The 22,224-nt window shown below is 70.9% G+C and carries 20 protein-coding genes; 7 read left to right on the top strand and 13 right to left on the bottom strand.

Features of this window, described 5'->3' with window-relative positions:
- Positions 1–15: 15 nt before the first annotated feature.
- The 3 genes from OG219_RS10330 to mshC all read left to right on the top strand — a co-directional run bounded on the left by OG219_RS10330 (position 16) and on the right by mshC (position 2,842).
- Positions 16–606 (top strand): DUF3090 domain-containing protein, encoded by a 591-nt coding sequence (locus OG219_RS10330; RefSeq protein ID WP_266466919.1) that lies wholly within the window; start codon positions 16–18, stop codon positions 604–606.
- On the top strand, positions 570–1,388 hold the full coding sequence (locus OG219_RS10325; RefSeq protein WP_266825125.1) for an SCO1664 family protein: 819 nt from the start codon (positions 570–572) through the stop codon (positions 1,386–1,388). The genes OG219_RS10330 and OG219_RS10325 overlap by 37 nt, the downstream gene beginning before the upstream one ends.
- A 224-nt stretch (positions 1,389–1,612) precedes the next feature.
- A complete protein-coding gene (gene mshC / locus OG219_RS10320; RefSeq protein ID WP_266825123.1) occupies positions 1,613–2,842 on the top strand; it encodes a cysteine--1-D-myo-inosityl 2-amino-2-deoxy-alpha-D-glucopyranoside ligase in 1,230 nt (409 codons plus the stop codon).
- Positions 2,843–2,951: 109 nt separating this feature from the next.
- Here mshC and OG219_RS10315 read toward each other — a convergent pair whose 3' ends face one another.
- The 10 genes from OG219_RS10315 to OG219_RS10270 all read right to left on the bottom strand — a co-directional run bounded on the left by OG219_RS10315 (position 2,952) and on the right by OG219_RS10270 (position 14,484).
- Complete coding sequence (locus OG219_RS10315; RefSeq protein WP_266825121.1) at positions 2,952–3,596, bottom strand: hypothetical protein; 645 nt, start codon at positions 3,594–3,596, stop codon at positions 2,952–2,954.
- 60 nt (positions 3,597–3,656) lie between these two features.
- The gene (locus OG219_RS10310; RefSeq protein ID WP_266825119.1) at positions 3,657–5,396 is read right to left on the bottom strand and encodes a S8 family peptidase; all 1,740 of its coding nucleotides are present in this window, start codon (positions 5,394–5,396) and stop codon (positions 3,657–3,659) included.
- A gap of 373 nt (positions 5,397–5,769) precedes the next feature.
- Positions 5,770–6,855, bottom strand: a complete 1,086-nt coding sequence (locus OG219_RS10305; RefSeq protein WP_266825117.1) for a PAC2 family protein — start codon at positions 6,853–6,855, stop codon at positions 5,770–5,772.
- A 241-nt stretch (positions 6,856–7,096) separates the two neighbouring features.
- Positions 7,097–7,768, bottom strand: coding sequence for a FadR/GntR family transcriptional regulator (locus OG219_RS10300; RefSeq protein ID WP_266825115.1), 672 nt, complete (start codon positions 7,766–7,768; stop codon positions 7,097–7,099).
- A gap of 123 nt (positions 7,769–7,891) precedes the next feature.
- A complete protein-coding gene (locus tag OG219_RS10295; protein WP_266825113.1) occupies positions 7,892–9,208 on the bottom strand; it encodes an amidohydrolase in 1,317 nt (438 codons plus the stop codon).
- On the bottom strand, positions 9,205–9,975 hold the full coding sequence (locus tag OG219_RS10290) for a purine-nucleoside phosphorylase (protein WP_266825111.1): 771 nt from the start codon (positions 9,973–9,975) through the stop codon (positions 9,205–9,207). Before OG219_RS10290 ends, OG219_RS10295 begins: the two co-directional genes overlap by 4 nt.
- On the bottom strand, positions 9,972–10,838 hold the full coding sequence (locus tag OG219_RS10285) for an ABC transporter permease (RefSeq protein ID WP_266825109.1): 867 nt from the start codon (positions 10,836–10,838) through the stop codon (positions 9,972–9,974). Before OG219_RS10285 ends, OG219_RS10290 begins: the two co-directional genes overlap by 4 nt.
- Positions 10,838–11,899 (bottom strand): ABC transporter permease, encoded by a 1,062-nt coding sequence (locus OG219_RS10280; protein WP_266825107.1) that lies wholly within the window; start codon positions 11,897–11,899, stop codon positions 10,838–10,840. The genes OG219_RS10285 and OG219_RS10280 overlap by 1 nt, the downstream gene beginning before the upstream one ends.
- Before the next feature lies 1 nt (position 11,900).
- Complete coding sequence (locus tag OG219_RS10275; RefSeq protein ID WP_266825105.1) at positions 11,901–13,454, bottom strand: ABC transporter ATP-binding protein; 1,554 nt, start codon at positions 13,452–13,454, stop codon at positions 11,901–11,903.
- Positions 13,435–14,484, bottom strand: coding sequence for a BMP family ABC transporter substrate-binding protein (locus OG219_RS10270; protein ID WP_266825103.1), 1,050 nt, complete (start codon positions 14,482–14,484; stop codon positions 13,435–13,437). Before OG219_RS10270 ends, OG219_RS10275 begins: the two co-directional genes overlap by 20 nt.
- 318 nt (positions 14,485–14,802) lie before the next feature.
- On the opposite strand from OG219_RS10270, the gene mtnA reads away from it, so the two are divergent.
- On the top strand, positions 14,803–15,834 hold the full coding sequence (gene mtnA, locus OG219_RS10265) for an S-methyl-5-thioribose-1-phosphate isomerase (protein ID WP_266825101.1): 1,032 nt from the start codon (positions 14,803–14,805) through the stop codon (positions 15,832–15,834).
- Between the two features lie 142 nt (positions 15,835–15,976).
- On the opposite strand, the gene mtnB is transcribed toward mtnA, so the two are convergent.
- From mtnB to OG219_RS10250, 3 genes are read right to left on the bottom strand one after another with little or no spacing between them, the layout of a single operon-like run.
- Positions 15,977–16,585 (bottom strand): methylthioribulose 1-phosphate dehydratase, encoded by a 609-nt coding sequence (mtnB, locus tag OG219_RS10260; protein ID WP_266825099.1) that lies wholly within the window; start codon positions 16,583–16,585, stop codon positions 15,977–15,979.
- A complete protein-coding gene (gene mtnC, locus OG219_RS10255) occupies positions 16,582–17,301 on the bottom strand; it encodes an acireductone synthase (RefSeq protein ID WP_266825097.1) in 720 nt (239 codons plus the stop codon). The genes mtnB and mtnC overlap by 4 nt, the downstream gene beginning before the upstream one ends.
- On the bottom strand, positions 17,298–17,897 hold the full coding sequence (locus tag OG219_RS10250) for an acireductone dioxygenase (RefSeq protein WP_266825095.1): 600 nt from the start codon (positions 17,895–17,897) through the stop codon (positions 17,298–17,300). The genes mtnC and OG219_RS10250 overlap by 4 nt, the downstream gene beginning before the upstream one ends.
- Positions 17,898–18,436: 539 nt before the next feature.
- Between OG219_RS10250 and OG219_RS10245 the strand changes: the two genes are divergently transcribed.
- The 3 genes from OG219_RS10245 (at position 18,437) to OG219_RS10235 (ending at position 22,215) form a co-directional block, all read left to right on the top strand.
- A complete protein-coding gene (locus OG219_RS10245) occupies positions 18,437–19,534 on the top strand; it encodes a substrate-binding domain-containing protein (RefSeq protein WP_266825093.1) in 1,098 nt (365 codons plus the stop codon).
- The gene (locus OG219_RS10240; RefSeq protein WP_266825091.1) at positions 19,521–21,068 is read left to right on the top strand and encodes a sugar ABC transporter ATP-binding protein; all 1,548 of its coding nucleotides are present in this window, start codon (positions 19,521–19,523) and stop codon (positions 21,066–21,068) included. The genes OG219_RS10245 and OG219_RS10240 overlap by 14 nt, the downstream gene beginning before the upstream one ends.
- Positions 21,069–21,174: 106 nt before the next feature.
- A complete protein-coding gene (locus OG219_RS10235; RefSeq protein WP_266825089.1) occupies positions 21,175–22,215 on the top strand; it encodes an ABC transporter permease in 1,041 nt (346 codons plus the stop codon).
- The last annotated feature ends 9 nt before the right edge of the window (positions 22,216–22,224 follow it).

Below are 22,224 nucleotides of genomic sequence, written 5' to 3'. Positions count from 1 at the left end.
CAATGGAGACAGGACGTGTCCCGTCAGGTGTTCCTCTACGACCCCCCGGACCGTTTCGTGGCCGGTACGGTCGGGTTGCCCGGGCGCCGTACCTTCTTCCTGCAGGCCACCTCGGGCCCCCGGGTGACCAGCGTGGCTCTGGAGAAGACCCAGGTGGCCGCCCTCGCGGAGCGCATGGACGAACTCCTCGACGAGGTCGTACGGCGTACCGGGGGAAGCGCGCCCGTCCCGGCCGTGGCTCCCACCGAGGTGTCCGACACCGCGCCCCTCGACGCCCCCGTCGAGGAGGAGTTCCGGGTCGGCACCATGGCGCTGGCCTGGGACGGTGACGAGCAGCGCATGATCGTCGAGGCGCAGGCCCTCGTGGAGCTCGACGCCGACTCCGAGGAGGACCTCGCCGAGGCCGAGGAGCGGCTGCTCCAGGACGAGGAGAACGGTCCGCCGATGCTCCGGGTCCGGCTCACCGGCGCGCAGGCCCGGGCCTTCGCCAAGCGGGCGCTCGACGTCGTCAACGCAGGCCGGCCGCCCTGCCCGCTGTGCAGCCTCCCGCTCGACCCGGAAGGACACGTATGTCCGCGCCAGAACGGATACCGCCGCGGAGCGTGACCACGGCCGAGCTGCTCGCCAAGGGCGAGCTGAAGGTGCGCGGACGGATCCGCGAGGCCTCGAACGCGGTGCTGTACTGCTCCGTCTCGTACGAGGGCCGGGACGCGTTCTGCGTCTACAAGCCCGTCGCCGGGGAGCGCCCCTTGTGGGACTTCCCCGACGGGAACCTGGCGCAGCGCGAGGTCGCCGCGTACGAGGTGTCCGAGGCGACCGGGTGGGGGCTCGTGCCGACCACGGTGCTGCGGGACGGGCCGTACGGCGAGGGCATGGTCCAGCTCTGGATCGAGGCCGCCCCCGAAGCCGAGCTGCTGGCCCTGGTGGACGGTGAGGAGCCCGCGGAGGGCTGGAAGGCGATCGGCTTCGCCGAGGTCGGTGAGGGGAGGACGGCGTTGCTCGTGCACGCCGACGACGATCGGCTGCGGCGGCTGGCCGTGCTCGATGCCGTGATCAACAACGCGGACCGCAAGGGCGGGCATCTGCTGCCCGGGAGTGAGGGGCGGCTGTACGGCATCGACCACGGGGTCACCTTCAATGCCGAGAACAAGCTGCGGACGTTGTTGTGGGGGTGGGCGGGGGAGTCTCTGACCGCGGAGGCGGTCTCGGTGCTCTCCGCTCTGCGGGACGGGCTGGTGCCCGGCGGGCCGCTTGCCACCCGGCTGGCCGAACTTGTCACCTCCGCGGAAGTGGAGGCCACGCGGGGGCGGGTCTCGGCGATGCTGGCCTCGGGGAAGCATCCTGAGCCGAGCGGGGAGTGGCCTGCGATTCCCTGGCCGCCGGTGTGACGTCGCTCGCGTAGCTGCGGGCATGCGTGCCGCTAGGGGCGGCACGGGTGGGCGCAGCGGCGCCCTGCCAGCGCCGGTAAGCGTACCGACCCCAAGCCCAGCCCGGACGCCGGGCGGCGGCACACCGCCGGTGCACAGTGCAGCGCGTCGCGCAAGGACGGCTTCCCGGCCATCAGGCCTGGTCCGGTTCGTATACGTAACTTCCGGCCGGTTAGGCTCATGGCATGTATGCCTGGCCCGCTTCTGAGGTCCCCGCCCTGCCTGGTGAGGGCCGCGACCTCCGGATTCACGACACTGCGACCGGTGGGCTCGTCCGTCTTGACCCCGGTCCCGTCGCCCGTATCTACGTATGCGGCATCACGCCGTACGACGCGACCCATCTGGGACACGCGGCGACCTACAACGCGTTCGACCTCGTGCAGCGCGTGTGGCTCGACACCAAGCGGCAGGTTCACTACGTCCAGAACGTGACCGACGTCGACGACCCACTGCTGGTGCGCGCGGAGCGGGACGGCATCGACTGGGTGGCGCTCGCCGAGAAGGAGACCGCCCTCTTCCGCGAGGACATGACCGCCCTGCGGATGCTGCCCCCGAAGCACTACATCGGCGCCGTCGAGGCGATACCGGGGATCGTCCCGCTCGTCGAGCGGCTGCGGGACGCGGGAGCGGCGTACGAGCTCGAAGGGGATGTGTACTTCTCCGTCGAGTCGGACCCGAACTTCGGCAAGGTGTCCAACCTGGACGCCGCCGCCATGCGCCTGCTGTCCGCCGAGCGCGGTGGCGACCCGGAGCGTCCGGGCAAGAAGAACGCGCTCGACCCGATGCTGTGGATGGCCGCGCGCGAGGGTGAGCCCAGCTGGGACGGCGGCTCGCTCGGACGAGGCCGTCCCGGGTGGCACATCGAGTGCGTCGCCATCGCCCTCGACCACCTGGGGATGGGCTTCGACGTCCAGGGCGGCGGCTCCGACCTCGCCTTCCCGCACCACGAGATGGGCGCCTCGCACGCCCAGGTGCTGACCGGCGAGTTCCCGATGGCCAAGGCGTACGTCCACGCCGGCATGGTCGCGCTGCACGGCGAGAAGATGTCGAAGTCCAAGGGCAATCTCGTCTTCGTGTCCACGCTCCGGCGCGACGGCGTCGACCCGGCAGCCATACGGCTCGCCCTGCTCGCGCACCACTACCGGGCCGACTGGGAGTGGACGGACTCGGTTCTCGAAGAGGCCGTCGCGCGGCTGGAGAACTGGCGGGCCGCCGTTTCACGCCCCGACGGGCCGTCCGCCGACGCGCTCGTGGAGGAGATCCGCGAGGCCCTCGCCAACGACCTGGACGCGCCGTCCGCGCTCGCCGCGGTCGACCGCTGGGCCGCTCTCCAGCACGAGCGGGGCGGTACGGACGAGGGCGCCCCCGGCGTCGTATCGCGCTCCGTGGACGCTCTGTTGGGCGTGGCCCTGTAAGACGGACGCCCTGGTGGCCCTGAGAGAGGGGCGCTTCCTCCGGAAGGAGGAAGCGCCCCTTTTGGTTCACGCGAGAATCAGCGGGATCGAAGCCCGACTCGCGCGCCGGTCAGATCCGCTGGACCCGGACGCTGCGCAGGATCGCGGGAGAACCGGTGTCCCAGACGCCGATGACCTGGTGGCCGAAGGCGAAGGCTTCCTGGATCTCGTCGTGGGCCTGCGGGGTCGGGTTGTTGAGGACGCGGAACTGGTTGTTGATGCGCAGGAAGATCTGCCGCGGCTGCCCCGGAAGCGGGTGCACGATGTCGATGTAGCCGTTCGCCACACCGGCGACGAGAGCCTGCGTCGAGATCTGCTGGAGCGCGGACTGCGTGACCTGCTGCAGCTGCTGCTGCACCTGCTGCTCGATCTGCTGCTGTTGCTGCTCGCCCTGCTGCTGCCCGAACGGCTGCTGTTGCTGCTGTCCGTACGGCTGTTGCTGTTGCTGCTGCTGGCTCAGCTGCTGCAGCAGCTGCTGGTAGGGCTGCTGCTGGGCGAGCTGCTGGAGCTGCTCGAGCGATCCGCTCATGCCCTGGGGGCCGAACGGCTGCTGTTGCTGCTGCCCGAACGGCTGCTGTCCGTACGGCTGCTGCTGGCCGAAGGGCTGCTGCATCTGCTGTCCGAACGGCTGCTGCTGGCCCGGATTCTGCTGCTGGTACGGCGACGTGCTTGGGAACTGCTGCCCCTGTTGGCTCATTTGCGGGGTGATGCTCATGCGGGTGCCACCTTCCATCAATGGTTGGTTGCGGTTCGCTGGTACGTGGCGATCAGGTCCTCAGCCTGTGACCACCAGGCCGACGATCTCGTCGTCCGAGAACCAGACACGTACGTCGGGCCGTCCTCCCGCGAAGGCGGAGTGCACCGCCTGGCGGATCTCGGGGGACGGGTTGTTGAGGTTGCGCCAGTCGCCGGCCACGAACAGCCGGAGCCTCGGCGGGAGTTCACGCGGGTACGGCAGCAGCTCGTCCCAGTACCGCTCGGCCAGGCCCGAGCCGACCGCGTCCGGCAGCAGATGGGTCACCGCCGCCTTGATGTCCGGCCGGTTGCCGATCCGCTGGGAGGCGGGCCGGGCCGGCGCGTCCTGCTGCGGGGTGCCCGTGGCCCGCAGCACCGCGCGGGCACGCTCCGGGGACATCGGTACCTGCCCGGCCGCTTTCAGCATGCCCTGCAGTGCGGCCAGGGCGCCGACCACCACCGGAGAGGCGGAGGAGGTACCGGAGAACGTGTCCGTGTACCAGCCGATCTCCTCGGCACCGCCCTGCAGGTCACCGGGACGGTCCCAGGAGCCGCCGGTGGTCGTGACCTCGCGTCCCCAGCCCTGCGCGTCCACGCGGGCCCCGTAGTTGGAGAACGCGAGCCGCGAGCGGTCCGGGCCGTGGTCGCGGCCGTGTGTGCCGGGCGGCGGTGCGCCCGCACCGACCAGGACCGCGCCGGAGGACTGGTTGGAGGGGTTGAACGGGTTGCGCCACCACTCGGGGAACTCGGCGGGGCGGCGCTCGTACACCCCGTCGTCGAGCGACTCGGCGCCGTTGCCCGCGGCCGCCACGACGAGCACGCCCTTGGCGGTCGCGTACCGGACGGCCGCGAAGGTGTCCGGCCACCACTCGACCGGGATGTAGCCCTGCTGGTCGTCGCGCTCCTCGAAGTCGAACCGCGGGCCTGGAGCGTGCAGTTCGATCAGGATGATGTCGCCCGGGCTCAGCCGGTCGGCCGTCGCGTGGATCGCGGCCGCCGTGCCGATGCTCTGGAAGGACGCGGCCGCGGTCACGGTGTCCGGCACGATGCCGGTGATCCCGTGCTCGTTGCGGTCACCGCCGATCACTCCGATGACGGCGGTGCCGTGGTTGCGCCAGGCGAGGTCGGTCAGCGGGGTGCCGACGACGACGCCCGCGAGCTTCCCCGCCAGGTCCTGGTGGCCGAGCTGCCAGGCCCCCTCCACGTCGATTACGGTCACGCCCTGGCCCGTACCGCCCGGCCGCTGCCAGGCCCAGTACGCGTCGATCCCCTCGGGCGCCGGGCGCAGATATCCCTGGCGGCTGGTGAAGTCCGGGGTGACGGGCGCCCCTTCCTTCACTCGTTGACTGTTGTCGGCACTCTGCCCGACCGACCCCACGGAGGCCGGTACGGCGCCCGGCTTCACGTAAGCCGTGTCGATCTCAGGCAGTGCCGCGATCCGTGAGCGCAGTTCCTGGGCGCGGCTCTCGACGCCGCGCACCCGGTAGAAGAGTGCGAGGTCGGGGCCGCTCTCGGTGGCCGCCGCCGCGGACTGCTGCAGACGTTCCTCGCTGCCGAACAGCGGCTCCAGGGAGAGCTGTTCGTCGCTGAGGAACATGTTGAGGGCCGACACATCGGCGCCCACCGCCGAACGGACGCCCTCGGTCCGGGCACGAAGCCTGGCCTCAGGACGTGCGACGACGATCAGCTCCTGCTCGGCTCCTCGGTAGGTGAATCCCGCTCCGTCGGGCCCCGGCCCGGACGTTCCCGGGCCTTGCGCCGGCTGTACCTGGTCGGTCATCGCGTACCGCTCCCTTCGGTCCATGCGGGTGCTCTTGGCTCGGTCCATACGGGTGCTCTGTCGCGGGATGACGCGGTGCCATGTCCCGTCCCCGGGCCGCGCCTTCGGGGCACACCCTGCTCCTCGCACGGCGAGTCGTCCACCCCCGATGCCGTCAACTTGGTTTGAAAACAAGTTGAATTGGGCAACCTGTGCAATCCGTCCTGAAACAGTTGTCACGAGGCAAACCAGCCAAAGGCTGAGGAGACGGGTGTCATGCGACGGGGCGGGAGCGCTTGTCGACCGCTCGACCGGTCCCGCTACACAGCAGGGGCGGTGCGCGTCCTGCGCACCGCCCCTGGTGGTTCAGTTCGTCGAGGAAATCCGGAAGGTCCTAGGAGTCCTCGGAGGTGTCGTCGGGACCCTCGCCGTCCGTGCCGGTCCTGTCGTCCGTGCCGGTCTTGTCGTCCGTGTTGCTCTTGTCGTCCGCCCCGGTGCCGTGGTCCGTCCCGGACTCCGCGTCCGTCTCCGGCAGCTGCGGCTTCGGCGGCCGGGTGCGGCCTGCCGGGCCGTCCCGGAGGAACGACGCGGACTCGCCGCTCTCGGTGGCGTGGCCCCCGGCCTGCGTGGCCGGACCGCCGCCGTCCCGTCTGCGGAGATACCGCTCGAACTCACGGGCGATCGCCTCGCCCGAGGCCTCCGGCAGCTCAGCGGTGTCCCGGGCCTCCTCCAGCGACTGGACGTACTCGGCGACCTCGCTGTCCTCGGCGGCCAGCTGGTCGACGCCCAGCTGCCAGGCCCGCGCGTCCTCGGGCAGCTCGCCCAGCGGAATACGCAGGTCGATCAGGTCCTCCAGGCGGTTGAGGAGGGCCAGCGTCGCCTTCGGGTTCGGCGGCTGCGACACGTAGTGCGGTACGGCCGCCCACAGGGACACGGCCGGTACGCCCGCGTGTGTGCACGCCTCCTGGAGGATGCCGACGATGCCCGTGGGGCCCTCGTACTTGGTCTCCTCCAGGTCCATGGTGCGGGCCAGGTCCGCATCGGACGTCACCCCGCTGACCGGCACCGGACGCGTGTGCGGGGTGTCACCGAGCAGGGCGCCCAGGATCACCACCAGCTCCACGCCCAGCTCGTGCGCGAAGCCGAGCAGCTCGTTGCAGAACGAGCGCCACCGCATCGACGGCTCGATACCCCGGACCAGCACCAGGTCACGTGGCTTGTCGCCGCCGACCCGGACCACCGACAACCTTGTCGTCGGCCATGTGATCTTGCGGACACCGCCGTCCAGCCACACGGTGGGGCGGTTCACCTGGAAGTCGTAGTAGTCCTCGGCGTCCAGCGCCGCGAACACCTCGCCCTTCCATTCCTTGTCCAGATGCGCGACCGCGGTGGAGGCGGCGTCGCCGGCGTCGTTCCAGCCTTCGAACGCGGCCACCATGACCGGGTCGACCAGCTCGGGAACCCCCTCGAGCTCGATCACCCAGTGCCTCCTTCCGACGTGCCCTCACGTACGCCCCAACCTTACGGCGTGCGAAGGGGGCCTCCGCAGCCCCCTTGCACGGGGGAGTGAACGGATCACTGCCCCGCCGAGGGGCCGGAAACACGCGTGACCGTCACCCTGAAACACCCCCCAGTCATCCGAGGAGTCACCTCGCGCCCGCCGGGCCGGGTCGAAGCGGTCCGGGATGCCGAGCGGGTGAGAGGTGTCTTCGTGGCGCGGTTCACAGGGTCGAGCGCAGCCACTGTTCCACGCTCGCGATGTGCACCGTCGCCCATGAGCGGGCCGCCTCCGCGTCGCGGTCGCGCAGGGCCGTGAGGATCGCGCGGTGCTCGTGCAGGGTGCGGCTGACCGCGTCCTCCTGGGTCAGGCCGCGCCAGATCCGGGCCCTGGTCGTGGGCCCGGAGAGGCCGTCGAGGAGGGAGCAGAGCACCGAGTTCCCGGAGCTCTGCACGATGCCCCGGTGGAACTCCAGGTCGGCGGCGACGAGTTCCTCCACCGAGGGCTCGTCGCCCAGCAGGTCCAACTGGGCGGTCAGTGCGTTCAGTTGCTGTTCGCTGATGCGCGAGGCCGCCATCGCCGTGGCGGCCGGCTCCAGGATGCGGCGGACCGCCAGGAACTCGAGCACCGTGTCGTCGCGGTGGAAGTCGACGACGAAGCTCAGCGCCTCCAGGAGGAGTTGGGGATCCAGGCTGGTGACGTAGGTGCCGTCGCCCTGCCGGACGTCCAGGATGCGGATGAGCGACAGGGCGCGCACCGCCTCGCGCAGGGAGTTGCGGGACAGGCCGAGTTCGGCGGCGAGTTCGCTCTCCTTGGGGAGCCGGTCGCCGGGGCGCAGGGAGCCGGAGACGATCATTCCCTTGATCTTCTCGATCGCCTCGTCGGTGACTGCCATGGCGGGCCTCCCTGTCGTTCAGCGTGCCGTTCGGGATGTCGCCAAGGCATCCGCTCAGACGTCCGATGTCTCAGCCATTATGAGGGTCAGCGGGCTGAACGGGACACGGAATCCGACGTCAGGTCAGGCGAGGGCCTCCAGGTCGGCCAGTGCGGAGGGCTCGTCGAGGGTGGTGAGCGCGCGGTCCCGCATCAGGATCCGGCCGTCGACGACCGTGTCCCGTACGTCCGCCGAGTGCGCGGCGTACGCGAGCGTGGACCACGGATCGTGCAGCGGCCTCAGATGGGGCGCGTCGAGGTCGAGCACGACCAGGTCGGCGCGCTTGCCCGCCTCAAGGGAGCCCAGGTGGTCGCCGAGCCCCAGCGCGCGGGCGCCCTCGATGGTGGCCATGCGGACCGCCTGTTCGGCGCCGACCGCGGTGGGATCGCCGGCCGCCTTGTGGACGAGGGCCGCCTGCCTGACGGCTCCCAGCATGTCCAGGGTGTTGGAGCTGACGGCGCCGTCCGTGCCGAGCCCGACGGTCACGCCCGCGCTGAGCAGCCTCGGGACCGGGGCGATACCGCAGCCGAGCTTCAGGTTGGAGACCGGGCAGTGCGCGACCGACGTGCCGGTGCGGGCGAGGGCCGCGATCTCGGGACCCGTCAGATCCACGGCGTGCGCGAGCAGCAGGTCGGGGCCGAGCAGCCCGAGCGAGTCGAGCAGTTCCACCGGACGCTTGCCGTGGGCGACCTCGACGGTGGCGACCTCGGTCGCGTTCTCCGCCGCGTGGATGTGCAGCAGCGCTCCGAACTCCCTTGCCAGCGCGGCTATTTCGACGAGCTGCTCGGGGGAGAGGGTGTACGTCGAGTGGGCGAAGAGAACGGGACGGACGCCCGGCCGGGTCGTCGCGCGGTCGGTCAGATCGCGGCGCGCCCACTCCAGCCGGTCCTCGTACGCGATGCCGTCGGGGGCGTTCGGTACGTCCATGAAGGTCGGCCCGGTGTGCAGCCGCCAGTCCGCCTCGCGCGCCGCCTGCTCGGCCGCCTCGTGGAACCAGTACATGTCGAGCGCGGAGGTCACCCCCGCCCGTACGCTCTCGGCGATCGCGACCCGCACCGCCGCCGCGACGTTCTTAGGGGACAGCAACTCCGCTTCCCAGCGCAGCACCCGCTCCAGGAAACCCTGGAGCGTGACGTCGTCCGCGCGGCCGCGCAACAGCGTCATCGCCAGGTGGGTGTGGGTGTTGACAAGGCCGGGGAGGACGAGGCAGCCGCTCGCGTCGAGGGTGTCGGTGGCCGCGTACCGCGTACGGAGTTCCTCGGCGGGACCGACGGCCAGGATCTCGCCGTCGCGGACGGCGACGGCACCGTCGCGCACGAGGGTTCCGGCCTCGTCGACGGTCAGGACGTCCCCGCCCTCGACCAGCAGATCAGCGGAGACCACGTCAGCGCGCTCACTCATGCCGCGTGCTCCTCGGACTCCGCGTGCTCCTCGGCCAGCAGCCGTAGTGCCTCAAGAGACACAACGGCCCCTCGCTCCACGCCCTCCGCCACGACATCGCGGTGCGGGTTGTAGCCGCCGGTGTTCTCCTCGTCGACCAGCTCGTCCGCGTTCGCGCCGTCGACGACGAGCACGCCGCCCGCCACGAGGCCACGCAGTGAGGCGGTGACCAGCAGCGCGGACAGCTCCATCTCGATAGCGGCGAGACCCGCGTTGTCGTAGGTGTTGAGCGGGATCAGTCCGGGCTGGAAGGCCGCCCGGGTCCAGACGAGACCCCGGTGGTGCGGGGCGCCCGCCGCGCGGGCCGCGCGCTGGAGCGCGAGCACCGCCTCGGGGGAGGACACCGCCGGGTACTCGGGCGGCAGCAGCTGCTGGGTGACACCGTCGTCGCGTACGGCGGCCTCCGCGATGACGAGATCGCCGTCACCGATACCGGGGCGCATCGCGCCTGCCGTGCCGAAGCGCAGGAAGGTCGTGACGCCCGCGTCGGCCAGCTCCTGGAAGAGCAGGATCGCGCCGGGCGCGCCGACCCCGTGCGAGGCGACGGTGACCGGCAGGCCCTTCCAACTCCCGCTGAACACACGGTATTCGCGGTGGTACGAGACCTCCTCGGCGCCGTCGAGCAGCGCCGCGACGGCCGCGGCGCGCGCCGGGTCCCCGACGACCAGGGCCTGCGGAGGGAGGCCCGTGCGGGGTATGCGGGTGATGGGCAACAGGTCCTGGGTCATGAGACGGCTCCAGCGGGGCGGGTACGGCGACGGCGGCGGGCCGTCGTGAGGAAGAGGGCGCCGAGTGTGACCACGTACGGCGCGGCGTCGGTCGCCTGCTGCGGCAGGCCGAGGCCCTGAAGACGGAAGCCCGCGGCCTCCGCGAGTCCGAAGAGCAGCGCGGCGAGCAGTACACCGAGGGGCAGCGCACGGCCGAGCATCACCGCGACCACGGCGATCCAGCCGCGTCCGGCCGTCATGTTCTCGGAGAACAACGTGACGTTGCCGAGGGCGAGTTGGGCTCCGGCGAGGCCGCACAGCACTCCGGAGACGAGCACCGCCGCGTACTGGTACTTCGCCGGGCTCACCCCGAGCGTGGCCGCCGCCTCGGGCGCCTCGCCGACCCCGCGCAGCCTGAGGCCCCACACGTGCCGGGAGAGCATCAGCGCCGCGACACCGACCGAGGCCCATGCCACGTACGCGAGCGGTGAGAAGCCACCGACCAACGGCAGACCGGCAAGTGACGGATCGTCAAAAGTGCCCTGCACGCCGAAGACCGTACGCAGCAGGAAGCTGGTCAGGCCGACGGCGAGGAGGTTCATGGCGATGCCCAGGACCACGGCGTCGCCGCGCAGGGTCACCGTGCCGACGGCGAGGATCAGCGAGTACACGGCGGCGGCGAGTGCGGCCGCCAGGACGCCCAGCCAGGGGCTGCCGGTGAACCAGCTCGTGGTCACCGCGGTGAAGCAGCCCATCAGCATCATGCCTTCGAGGCCGATGTTGAAGACGCCCGCGCGTTCGCAGATCGCGCCGCCGAGCGCGGCCAGCAGGATGGGAGTGAGGGCGCGCAGCGCGGACATGAGGAGATCGGAGTCGAAGAACATCACACGGCTTCCTTCTGCCGAAGCCGCCGGGACTCCCGGGACCTTCCAAGCCACTTGTTCGGGAAGCGCAGCCGGGCCGCCAGGAACACGATGACGATGGCCTGCAGCACCTGCGTCAGTTCGCGCGGCACCTCGGTGGTGCGTTCCATGGAGAGCCCGCCGACCTCGAGTACGGCGAAGAAGAACGAGGCGAGGACCGTGCCCAGCGGGCCCGCCGCCGCGAGCAGCGCGGCCGTCAGACCCGTCCAGGTGTACCCGGGGGCGGTGAGCGCGCCGTCGAGGAAGCGGTACGGGAAGCTCAACACCCCGATGGCGCCGACGAGTCCGGCGAGTGCGCCCGACACCGCCATCAGTTTGAGCGTCAGTCCCTTGCGCTCGACGCCCGCGTAGGCGGCGAAGCGGGAGTTGAGGCCGGTCATCCGGATTTCGTAGCCGACCGCCGTACGGGAGTCCGCGAACCAGTACGCGGCCGCGGCGGCCACGATCAGCAGCAGGCCGACGGTCACCGTGGAGTCGCCGAAGGCGGGCAGGGCCACCCCGTCGGGCAGTTGACGCGTCTGGGGGAGGCTGGAGCCGGGCTCCTTGAGCGGATAGCGCACCAGGTACGAGGCGAGCGACGAGGCCGGATAGCTGAGCAGCAGGCTGCTCACCAGGAGCGGTACGCCGAGGTGGTTCTCGCAGAGCGCTGCCAGGGCCGCGTATCCGGCGCCCGCCGCCATGCCCGCGAGGATCGCGAGGACGACGGTGAGCGGCGCGGGCAGTGGTGAGTAGAGGCCGGTTACCGCCGCCGCGATGCCGCCGAGCACCAACTGCCCGTCGCCGCCGAGGTTGATGAGCCCGGCGCGCAGCGGGATCGCCAGCGCGAGCGCCATGCCGAGCACGCTGGTGGTGGTGGACAGGGTCGAGCCGATGCCGTCGGAGCCGAGGGAACCGCTGATGACGGCGCCGTACGCGGAGACCGGATCGGCGCCCGTGCCCACCAGGAACAGCGCGCCGATGACGACTCCGGCGAGGACGGAGAAGGTGACGGGGGAGCGCAGGGCCCCTGTTATTCGGGTCATGTCAGTCTCCGACCTCTACCGGGGGCTGCACCGGCGGCTGTTCGGGGGCCTTGCCGCCCGCCATCGCCAGGCCCAGCGTCCGTTCGTCCGCCTCGTCCTTCGTGTACGTCGCCGTCACGCGGCCCTCGTACATCACGAGCACCCGGTCCGCGAGCGCGCGGATCTCGCTGAGCTCGGCCGAGACGAGCAGGACGGCGTGGCCCGCGTCGCGGTAGGCGACCAGTTCGTCGTGGATGTTCTGGATGGCACCGATGTCGACGCCCCGCGTCGGCTGCTCGACGAGCAACAGCGGGGCGTCGTGGGCGAGTTCGCGGCCGATCAGCAGCTTCTGGAGGTTGCCGCCGGACAGTGCGGAGGCGGGCACCTCGGGCGAGGACGCCTTGATGCCGAAGCGTTCGACGAGACCTTGCGCGTGGGCCCGTACGGCCGAGGGCGTCAGCAGTCCGTGCCGTGAGGACAGCGACGTACGGTGATGGCCCATCGCGAGGTTGTCGGCGACGGACGCGGCGGGCGCGGTGCCGACCGCGTGCCGGTCCTCGGGCACGTACGCGAGGCCTTGGGCGCGCCGTTCGGTCGCCGAGGCGTGCGTGATGTCCCGGCCCCGCAGGGCGACTTGGCCGCCGGTGACGGGCCGCAGCCCGGCCAGCGCCTCGATCAACTCGCTCTGGCCGTTGCCGGCGACTCCCGCGATACCGACGATCTCGCCCGCCCGGACGGTCAGCCGGACCTCACGTACCGCGTCGGTGGCGAGGTCTTCCACGTCCAGCACCACGTCACCCGGGGTGCCCGTGGCGTGCACGCGGTCCAGGTCGACCGCGCGGCCCGTCATCGCGGCGGCGATCTCGTCGGCGCTCGTCTCCGCGGTGCGCAGCCGGGCGACGACGCGGCCGTCCCGCAGCACCGTCACGTTGTCGCTGCCTTCGAGGACCTCGCGCAGTTTGTGCGTGACAAGGATCACCGTACGGCCCTGCGCGGTGAGCGACTTGAGGACCGTGAACAGGGCGTCGGCCTCGGCGGGGGTCAGCACCGCGGTCGGCTCGTCGAGGATGAGCGTACGGGCGCCGCGGTGCAGCAGCTTCAGGATCTCCACGCGCTGCCGCAGGCCGACCGGGAGGTCACCGACCCGGGCGTCCGGGTCGACGGCGAGCCCGTGCTCCTCGGCCAGTTCGCGCACCCGGCGCCGCGCCGCCGCGCGGTCGAGGAGACCGAAGCGGCGCGGCTCGGCCGCGAAGACGACGTTCTCGGCGACCGTCAGCGAGTCGAACAGCTTGAAGCTCTGGTGCACCATGCCGAGCCCGGCGGCCATCGCGTCGCCGGGGTCGCCGAAGGACACCTCGCGCCCGTCGATCCGCACCGAACCGGCGTCAGGGCGTTCCATCCCGTAAAGGACGGACATCAGCGTGGACTTGCCCGCGCCGTTCTCGCCCATCAGGGCGTGGATCTCGCCGCGCCGGACGGTCAGATCGACGGCGTCGTTGGCGAGCGTGCCGGGGAACCGCTTGGTGATTCCCCGGAGCTCGACGACAACCTCGGTCTCAACTGGCTGCGGGGTCATCGACCTTCAGCTCTCCGGACACGATCTGATCGCGCAGCGCCTCGACCTTCGTCAGGACGTCCTTGTGGTCGGCGATGACGCACTTGGAGGTGTCGACGCCGGCCTCCAGGCCGGTGAGGCTGATGCCGCCCTCCTTGAGGCCGTACGAGATCGTCTTGCCCGTGTTGCCGTCGAGGACCTGCTTGATGCCCTCTTCCACCGCGACGTCGGTCTTCTTGATCACGTTGTCCACGACCGTGCCCGGCGCCGAGGTGCACTGGTTGACGTCGACGCCGTACGCGTAGGCGCCCTTGGCCTTCGCCGCCTCGAAGACGCCGTAGTTGCCGGCCGCGGCCGCCGCCATGATCTGGTCGGTGCCCTTGGCGAGGAGCGCGTTCGCCTGCTCCTTGGCGCGGGCCGAGTCGTCGAACGGGGACTGGCCGCCGACGAAGCGCGTGGAGGCGGTCGTCTTGGCGGCGACCGCCTTGGCGCCGGCCGCGAACGGGTCGCTGTAGCGCCGGAACTGGGGCGTGTCCAGGACGTCCACCGCGCCGACCTTGCCGCTCTCGCTGAGCAGCCCGGCCTCGGCGCCCGCCAGGTACACGCCCTCGTGCTCACGGAATGTCGCGCAACTCACGTTCTTGTACGTCTTCGTCGTGCACGCGTCGACCATCAGGAACTGCTGCTTGGGATGGGCCTCGGCCTGCTGTGCGACCAGGTCGGCGAACTCGAAGCCCATGAGCACGATCACATCGGGCGCGGCGTCCACCGCGGCCTGCACGTTCTGCTGCTCGGACGCGGTGTCCGAGGACTGATACACGGTCTGCGTCCCGTCGTGGGCCTTGGCCGCCGCCTTCACTCCGGTGACCGCGAGCTTCAGGAACTCGTTCTGCCCCACGGGGTCGGGAGTGACCAGCGTGAAGGACTTGCCACTGCTCGCGGAGCTGTCGGACGCGCTGTCCTTGGCGGCCGCGTTGCAGGCGGTGGCGAGCAGCGCGGTGCCTGCCGCGAGGGCGGCGAACTGGAGGGAACGGCGGTTTCTGCGGTACATCGGGATGACCTTCCGGAGGCTGCGGCAGGGCACGCTGTGCGGGGGCGCGAGGGGGCCGAGCGGTGAGGGTGGGGCGGTGACGGTTACGGCGGGAGCTGAACTGCGAGTCAGCTACGACAGCCGTCGGCGGCGCACCGGCCGAAGTCGAGGAAGCGACGCTTCGTGAGCAGCACAGGTCCCTCCTTCGTGTCGGTCTCGGGCCTGCGGGTGCTGGACTGTAACACCGGTTTTAGGACACCTGCCCGACTGTCTCGAACTGTGGTTCTTCGAGGTCATGTACGGTGTCGCGCACCTTCGGAACATCAGGAGTGCCCCGTTATGCCCCAGGAACTGCGCGCCGTCGACTGGACCGGAAGCAGTCTCGCGCTCATCGACCAGACCGTGCTTCCGCACCGCACCGAGACCCGCGAAATCCGCACCGTGGACGACCTGGTGGACGCGATACAGCGGCTCGTCGTCCGGGGCGCTCCGGCGATCGGGGCGGCGGGGGCGTACGGCGTGGCGCTCGCCCTGCTGCAGGGCGAGCGCGAGGGATGGGACCGCGCGCAGGTGCTCGCGGCGGTCGCCCGGATCCGCGAGGCGCGACCCACCGCCGTCAACCTCATGGTCTGCGTCGACCGCGTGCTGACCCGGTTCGACGAGGGACTGGAAGCGGTCCTCGCGGAGGCGGCCGCCGTCCAGCGCGAGGACGTCGAGGCGAACCGGGCGATGGGGGCGTTCGGGGCCGACTGGCTCCTGAAGCGCACCGACTTGGGCCGGCCGCTCCGCATCCTGACCCACTGCAACACCGGCGCGCTCGCCACCGCCGGCTGGGGCACCGCCCTCGGCGTCATACGTGAACTGCACACGCGCGGCCTTGTCGAGGTCGTGTACGCCGACGAAACTCGTCCCCTGCTCCAGGGATCACGCCTGACCGCCTGGGAGTTGGTCCAGGAGGGCATCCCGCACTACGTCCAGGCCGACGGCGCCGCCGCGGGCACCATCCTGCGCGGCGAGGTCGATGCGGCGATCGTCGGCGCGGACCGCATCGCTGCGAACGGGGACACGGCCAACAAGGTCGGCACGGTGGGCGTTGCACTGGCCTGTGCGGATGCGGGGGTGCCGTTCCTGGTGGCCGCGCCCACCACGACCGTGGACCTGTCGACGGCCTCGGGCGCCGACATTCACATCGAACTCCGGGGCGAGGACGAGGTGTTGGAGTGGGCGGGGGTGCGGACGGCTCCCGCGGGGTCGCGGGGGCACAATCCTGCGTTTGATGTGACACCGGGGCGGTTGGTGACCGGGCTGGTCACCGAGCGGGGGGTGCTGGAGGTGTCGGCGGGGGAGCTGCCGGGGGCACGGTTGCGATAACTCAGCGTCGGGGGCGGTGTTTTGAGTGCGGATGGTGGGGGCTGGTCGCGCAGTTCCCCGCGCCCCTGAGGGGCGCTGCTGTGGGGGTGCATTGAAGAGGGGCCCGAGTCACCGACTCGGGCCCCTCTTCAATCAGCGGGAATCAGCGCTGGGTCAGTTCCAACTCCAGGAGCCACTCGACCACTTCGGTGTGGTGGCGGGCCTGGCGGGGGTCGGTGCCCCAGACGTAGAGGCCGTGGCCGGCCACGACCACCGCCGGCATCTGCGGGTTGCGGGCCGCCTCCAGGCGGTCGCCCAGGACCTTCATGTCCTGGCTGTTGGCGATGACGGGGAGGGTGACCTCGACGTCGTGGGCGGGCCGGCCGACGCCCTTGAGCATCTCCACGTCCTTGAACACGATGCCGCCAGGCTCACGACGGCCCATGGCCACGGACGCGACGGTGTGCACGTGGACGACGGCACCGGCACCGGTCAGCGCGGCCACGCGCGCGTGCAGCTCGGCCTCGGCGGACGGCCTGCCGCCCGACACCGCCGCGCCCGCGCCGTCCACCAACACCACGTCGGCGGGGGTCAGTTCACCCTTGTCGTGCCCGCTCGCCGTGACCGCGAGGCGGAGCGGATCGCGGGACAGGACCACCGACAGGTTTCCCGAGGTGCCGCGCATCCAGCCGAAGGAGGCGAAGCGGGCCGACTCGGCGGCCAGGACCGCGCCCGCCTCCTCCAGGTCCAGGGCTGAGGTCACGACGGTCATGCGGTGCTCCTTGCGATGGTGATCTCGTCGAACGTCCCCGCCTGCGGGTGATCGCCGACGCCCTGCTCGTAATACGGCTCCCCGGGGCGGCGTACGCCCACGGCCTGCCAGCCCGCCGCACGCGCGGCGTCCAGCTCGCCCGGCCGGTCGGAGAGGAAGAGAATGCGGCCCGGGGCTTCGCCCAGCGCGGCCGCGATCGTCGCGTACGACCGGGGCTCCTGCTTCGGCCCGGCGTTCTCCGTGTCGTACAACCCCTCGACGAGCGGCAGCAGATCGCCCTCGGGGCTCGACCGGAACCACGCGCGCTGCGCGGCCACCGAGCCGGACGAGTACACGTGCAGACGTACGCCCGCCGCGTGCCAGCGGCGCAGCGCCGGGACCACGTCGTCATAGAAGTGCGAGACGAGGTCGCCGCGCGCGAAGCCCTCGGACCAGATGAGGCCCTGGAGGGTCTTGAGGGGGGTCGCCTTGCGGTCCTCGTCGAGCCACTCGTTGAGCGCCTTCTCGACGCGTACGGCATCAGCGTCCGGCTCGCCGATCAGCTCGCGCACCTGCGCGACCGCCCGCACCACGTCCGGATCGCCGCTCCGTTCCGAGAGCACCGCTCCGAAACGAGAGCGCGAGTACGGGTAGAGCACGTCCACGACGAACCCCGTGGCGCTCGTGGTGCCCTCGATGTCGAGCACCACGGAGTCGATGTCGAAGTGCTCGGTCACGCGGAGGCCTTGTCCTTCGCGTACCCGGCGTCGATCGTGTCGTAGTCCGGGAAGCGGGAGGCGATGGTGGAGCCGGTGAAGCTGCCGATCCAGCCGTCCTCCTCGTGGAAGAAGCGGATCGCGGTGAAGGCCGGCTTCGTGCCCATGTCGAACCAGTGCGTCGTGCCGCGCGGCACCCCGAGCAGGTCGCCCTTCTCGCAGTACACGGCGTGCACCTCGCCGTTCACGTGCAGATAGAAGATCCCGGATCCCGAGACGAAGAACCGGACCTCGTCATCGTCGTCGTGCGTGTGCTCCTGGAGGAACTTCGCGCGCGCAGCCTTCGCCTTCACCGGGTACTCGGGGTCCTCGCTCGGGTGCAGGCCGAGCACGTCGACCGTGGTGAAGCCCTCCTCGGCGTTGAGCTTCTCGATCTCCGGGCCGTACGCGGCGAACACGGTGTCGCTGTCGGCGTCCGCGGGAACGTCCTCGCGGATCGGCCACTGCTCGTAGCGCACGCCGATCGGGGCGAGCGCGGCGGCGATCTCGGTGGGGTCGGAGGAACGGCGCACGACGGTCTCCGAGCCGGTCTCGGGCCAGGTCGTCAGCAGGGTCATGGGAGCAACTCCAGGGGGCTGGAAGGGATGTCCGGATACCGAGACGAGTAGCCGGTGGGGGGAGGGACACGGGCGGCGGGGCCGCGGGACGCGCGAAAGGCTCGGGGCTGTGGTCGTCAGCCGCGACACGCCGCGCCGGTACAGCGTCGCTTCGCTGTCGCGCCTGGTGTCGTCATCGGAAAGCCTCACTGTCCCGGGTCGGGTGCCGGTCCCGAGATGGTAACTCCAGGCGGGCGGTCGGCCGGGTGTGACGAAGTTGTTGTCTCAACCACTGAGAATTCAGGTCACGGGTTTTGACGCCTGGCTGAAAACGTTCTCATGATCTCCTTATGAAGACGCTGCTGCTCGTGCGGCGGCTGTACGTGGACTTGCTCCGGTCGACCACAGCCCGCTGTCGCTGACCTCACCCGGAGCGCCAAGTCGCCCGAGCCCCCTGGGCTCCCGCCATGTCCGCGGTAGTGGCGCGTTCTCCTCCGATGCTCCGGGTCACGCACGCCCTCCCCCTTCACCCCCTCGCGCCGCCCTGCCCAGGAGCACCCATGTCCCGTACCCGTGTCCCCCTCGCCGCGCTGTCGCTGGCCTCCGCCTCCGCCCTCCTGCTCGCGGGCTGCTCCCAGTCCACGAACGCCTCGCAGAGCACCGGGGACAAGGCCGCCTCGGCCTCCGCGGCGACCGCCGCGAAGCCCGCGCCCTTCAGCAAGGGCAAGGTCAAGGTGGCCCTGGTCCGGCAGAGCGGCGCCGGGGACTACTTCGAGCAGTGGGGCAACGGCGCCAAGGCACAGGCCGAGGCCCTCGGCATCGACCTGACCGTGTACGACGCCCAGGCCGACAACGCCAAGCAGGCCACCGACCTCTCCTCGGCCATCAACTCCGGGGCACAGGCCATCATCGTCGACCACGGCTTCCCGGCCACGATCCAGCCGGAGATCGACAAGGCCGTCAAGAAGGGCATCAAAGTCGTCGTCTACGACGTCGAGCAGACCAACAAGTCGGTGGTCGCCACCAAGCAGGACGACGCCAGCATGGCCCAGGCCGTCCTCGACGTGATGACCGAGGAACTCGGCAAGGACGCCAAGGTCGGCTACGTCAACGTCGCCGGGTACGCCGCCCTCGACAAGCGCGACAGCGTCTGGAAGAAGACCGCCGACGCCAACGGCTGGAAGCAGGAGTTCAAGGTCGGCAAGGTGACCGACTCCACGGCCACCGACAACGTTCCCCTCGTCTCCGCCGCGCTCACCCAGCACTCCGACGTGACCGGCGTATTCGCCCCCTACGACGAGCTGGCCAAGGGCACCGTCCTCGCCGTCCAGAACAAGAAGCTCCAGGACAAGGTGAAGGTCTTCGGCGCGGACGTCTCCAACGCCGACATCCAGAACATGACCGCCACGGACAGCCCGTGGGTCGCCACCGCGGGCACCGACCCTTCCGCCGTCGGCGCCGCCGTGGTCCGCACCGCCGCCCTGGAACTGGCCGGTCAGCTGAACAAGACCTCGGTCGAGTTCCCTGCCGTCGCCATCACCCAGGACTTCCTGCGTGAGAAGAAGATCGAGAACATGGACCAGCTGCGTGCGGCGCTGCCCGAGCTGAACCTGTCCAAGGTGAGCACCGCGGACTGGATCCCCAATGTCGCCCACTGACACGCCTTTTGACGGGCCTTTTGACACCGGCGCCGCGGTTCGCCTCCGTGAGGTCAGCATGGCCTTCGGAGGCAGGACGGTCCTGGAGTCCGTCTCGCTGGACATCGCCCCGGGCAGCGTCGTCGCGCTGCTCGGCGCGAACGGCGCGGGCAAGTCCACGCTCATCAAGATCCTGTCCGGCGTGCACACCGACCACGGCGGGGAAGTGCGCGTGAACGGCGAGCCCGCCGCGCTCCACTCCCCTCTCGCCGCCCGCCAGTTGGGCATCCAGACCGTCCACCAGCGGATCGGCGAGGGCATCGTCCCCGGCCTCACGGTCGCCGAGAACCTGGTCTTCGAGGAGCTGGCCCAGAGCCGCGGGAACCCCTTCCTGAACGGCCGCCGCCTGCTGGCCCGCGCCCGCGAGATCCAGTCCGCCCTCGACCTCGGCTGGAGCGACGCCGTACTCAAGCGCGACGTCACCGAACTCGGCATCTCCGACCGGCAGTTGCTCATCCTCGCCCGCGCGTTGGCCACCCGCCCGCGCCTGCTGATCCTCGACGAGCCGACCTCCGCGCTCTCCGCCACCGAGGCGGAACGCCTCTTCGCGCTCGTCGAGCGGATGCGCGACGAGGGCATCGCGGTCCTGTACGTCTCCCACCGGCTCGGCGAGATCGACGCACTCGCCGACCGCCTGGTCGTTCTGCGAGACGGCCGTCTCACCGAGGACCAGACCAAGCCCTTCGACTGGGACAGCGCCCTGCGCGCCATGCTCGCCCAGGCACAGGAGGCGACCACTGCACGGCCCCAGAAGGCGGGGCACCAGGGCGAGATCGTCCTCTCGCTGCGCGGAGTACCGCTCCTCGAAGGCCACACTCCCCAGGACCTCGACATCCGGGCCGGCGAAGTCACCGGCGTCGTGGGCCTGTTGGGCGCGGGCAAGACGGAACTGGCCCGCGGTCTGTTCGGCGCCGACCGCTTCACCGGGGGAGCGGTCGGGCTGGACGGCAAACCGTACGAGCCGCGCCGCCCCGCCGACGCCATCGCCGCCGGCGTACACCTCGTACCGGAGGACCGGCACGCCGACGCCCTGGTGCCCGGCTGGTCGCTGGCGCAGAACATCTCGCTGCCGTTCCTCAAGTCCCTCTCCACGGCAGGGCTCGTGAGCCGCACCAGGGAGGACGCGCTCGGCCGCGCCACCATCGAGCAGCTCGGCGTCGTCGCCCGCGACGAGCACAGCACCGTCGAGGAACTCTCCGGCGGCAATCAGCAGAAGGTCGTCGTCGGCCGCTGGCTCGCCGAGAGCCCGCGCGTCCTCATCCTGGACGAGCCGTTCCGAGGCGTGGACATCGGCGCCCGCCGCGACATCGGCCGCCGCGCCCGCACCCTGGCCGCCGAGGGCGCCGCCGTCCTCGTCCTGTCAGCCGACGTCGACGAGATCCTGGAGGTCGCCGACCGCGTCGTCGTCCTCGCGGCGGGCGAGATCCGCCTCGACGCGTACGGCGAAGAAGCGGAACGCGACCGCGTGATCCAGTCCATCTCGGCGTCCCTCTGATGCCGGGCACAGCCGTCGGCGTCCGCCCGACACCGGACACAACCTTCGGCGTCCACCCGACACCGGTCACACTCCGCCCGACACCGGTCACACCAGGAAGTACGCCATGACCACCACGCAGAGCGCCCCCGCGAAGACGGCGACCCTGTCCCCGCTCGCCGCCGGCCCGCGCGTCCAGAACGCCGTCATCAAATACGGCTTCATCTTCGTCACCGTCACACTCTTCGCGTACTTCGCGATCAGCGAGCCGTCCTTCCGCGACTCGGCGACGCTGCTCGACACCCTCCGGTACGTCTCCGTCGCCGCGATCCTCGGCCTCGGCGTCACGCTCACCATGGCGGTGGGCGGAATGGACATGTCGGTCGGCGCGGTGGCCGGGCTCGGCGTGACGGTCGCCGCCAAGACGATGGTCTCCTACAACCAGGTCGGCGCGGTCGCGATCCTCGCGGTCATCGCGGCGGGCGCGCTGGCCGGTCTGCTGAACGCCCTGCTGATCGTCGTCCTCAAGATCCCCGACATGCTGGCCACACTCGGCACCATGTTCGTGATCCAGGGCACCAAACTCATCCTGGTCGACGGGCAGTCCATCACCCCCGGCATGACGCAGTCCGACGGCACCACGGCGCCCGGCAGATTCACCGAGGGCTTCCTGCGCATCGACCGGGGCACCCTCCTCGGCATCCCCGTCTCCGTCCTGATCTTCGGCGGACTGACGGTCATCGCCTGGGTGTTCCTGGCCCGCACCCGCTGGGGCCGCGTCCTGTACGCGATCGGCGCCAACCCCGAGGCAGCGCGCCTCGCCGGCATTCGCGTCGGCGCCTACCGGGCCCTGGCGTACGTCCTCTCCGGCGTCCTCGCCTCCATCGGCGGCCTGATCCTGGCCGCCCGCATCGGCCAGGGCGATGTCTCGGCCGGTACCTCCCAGCTCCTCGAGGCCGTCGCGGTGGCCCTGGTCGGCACGTCGGTCCTCGGCCGCGGACGCCCGAACGTCTGGGGCACGGCCCTGGGCGCCGTACTCATCGGGATCATCACCACCGGCCTGACCATCAAGGGACTGCCGTACTACACACAGGACGTCGTCGAGGGCGCGGTACTCATCCTCGCCCTGGTCTTCAGCTTCACCCTGTCCAAGCGCCGCACCGCATAAGGGAGTTCA

This window comes from Streptomyces sp. NBC_00038, from assembly GCF_026343635.1.
Classification (GTDB): Bacteria; Actinomycetota; Actinomycetes; order Streptomycetales; family Streptomycetaceae; genus Streptomyces.
Note: the sequence above shows the minus strand (reverse complement) of the source record. Positions and strands in the feature narration are given on the sequence as shown.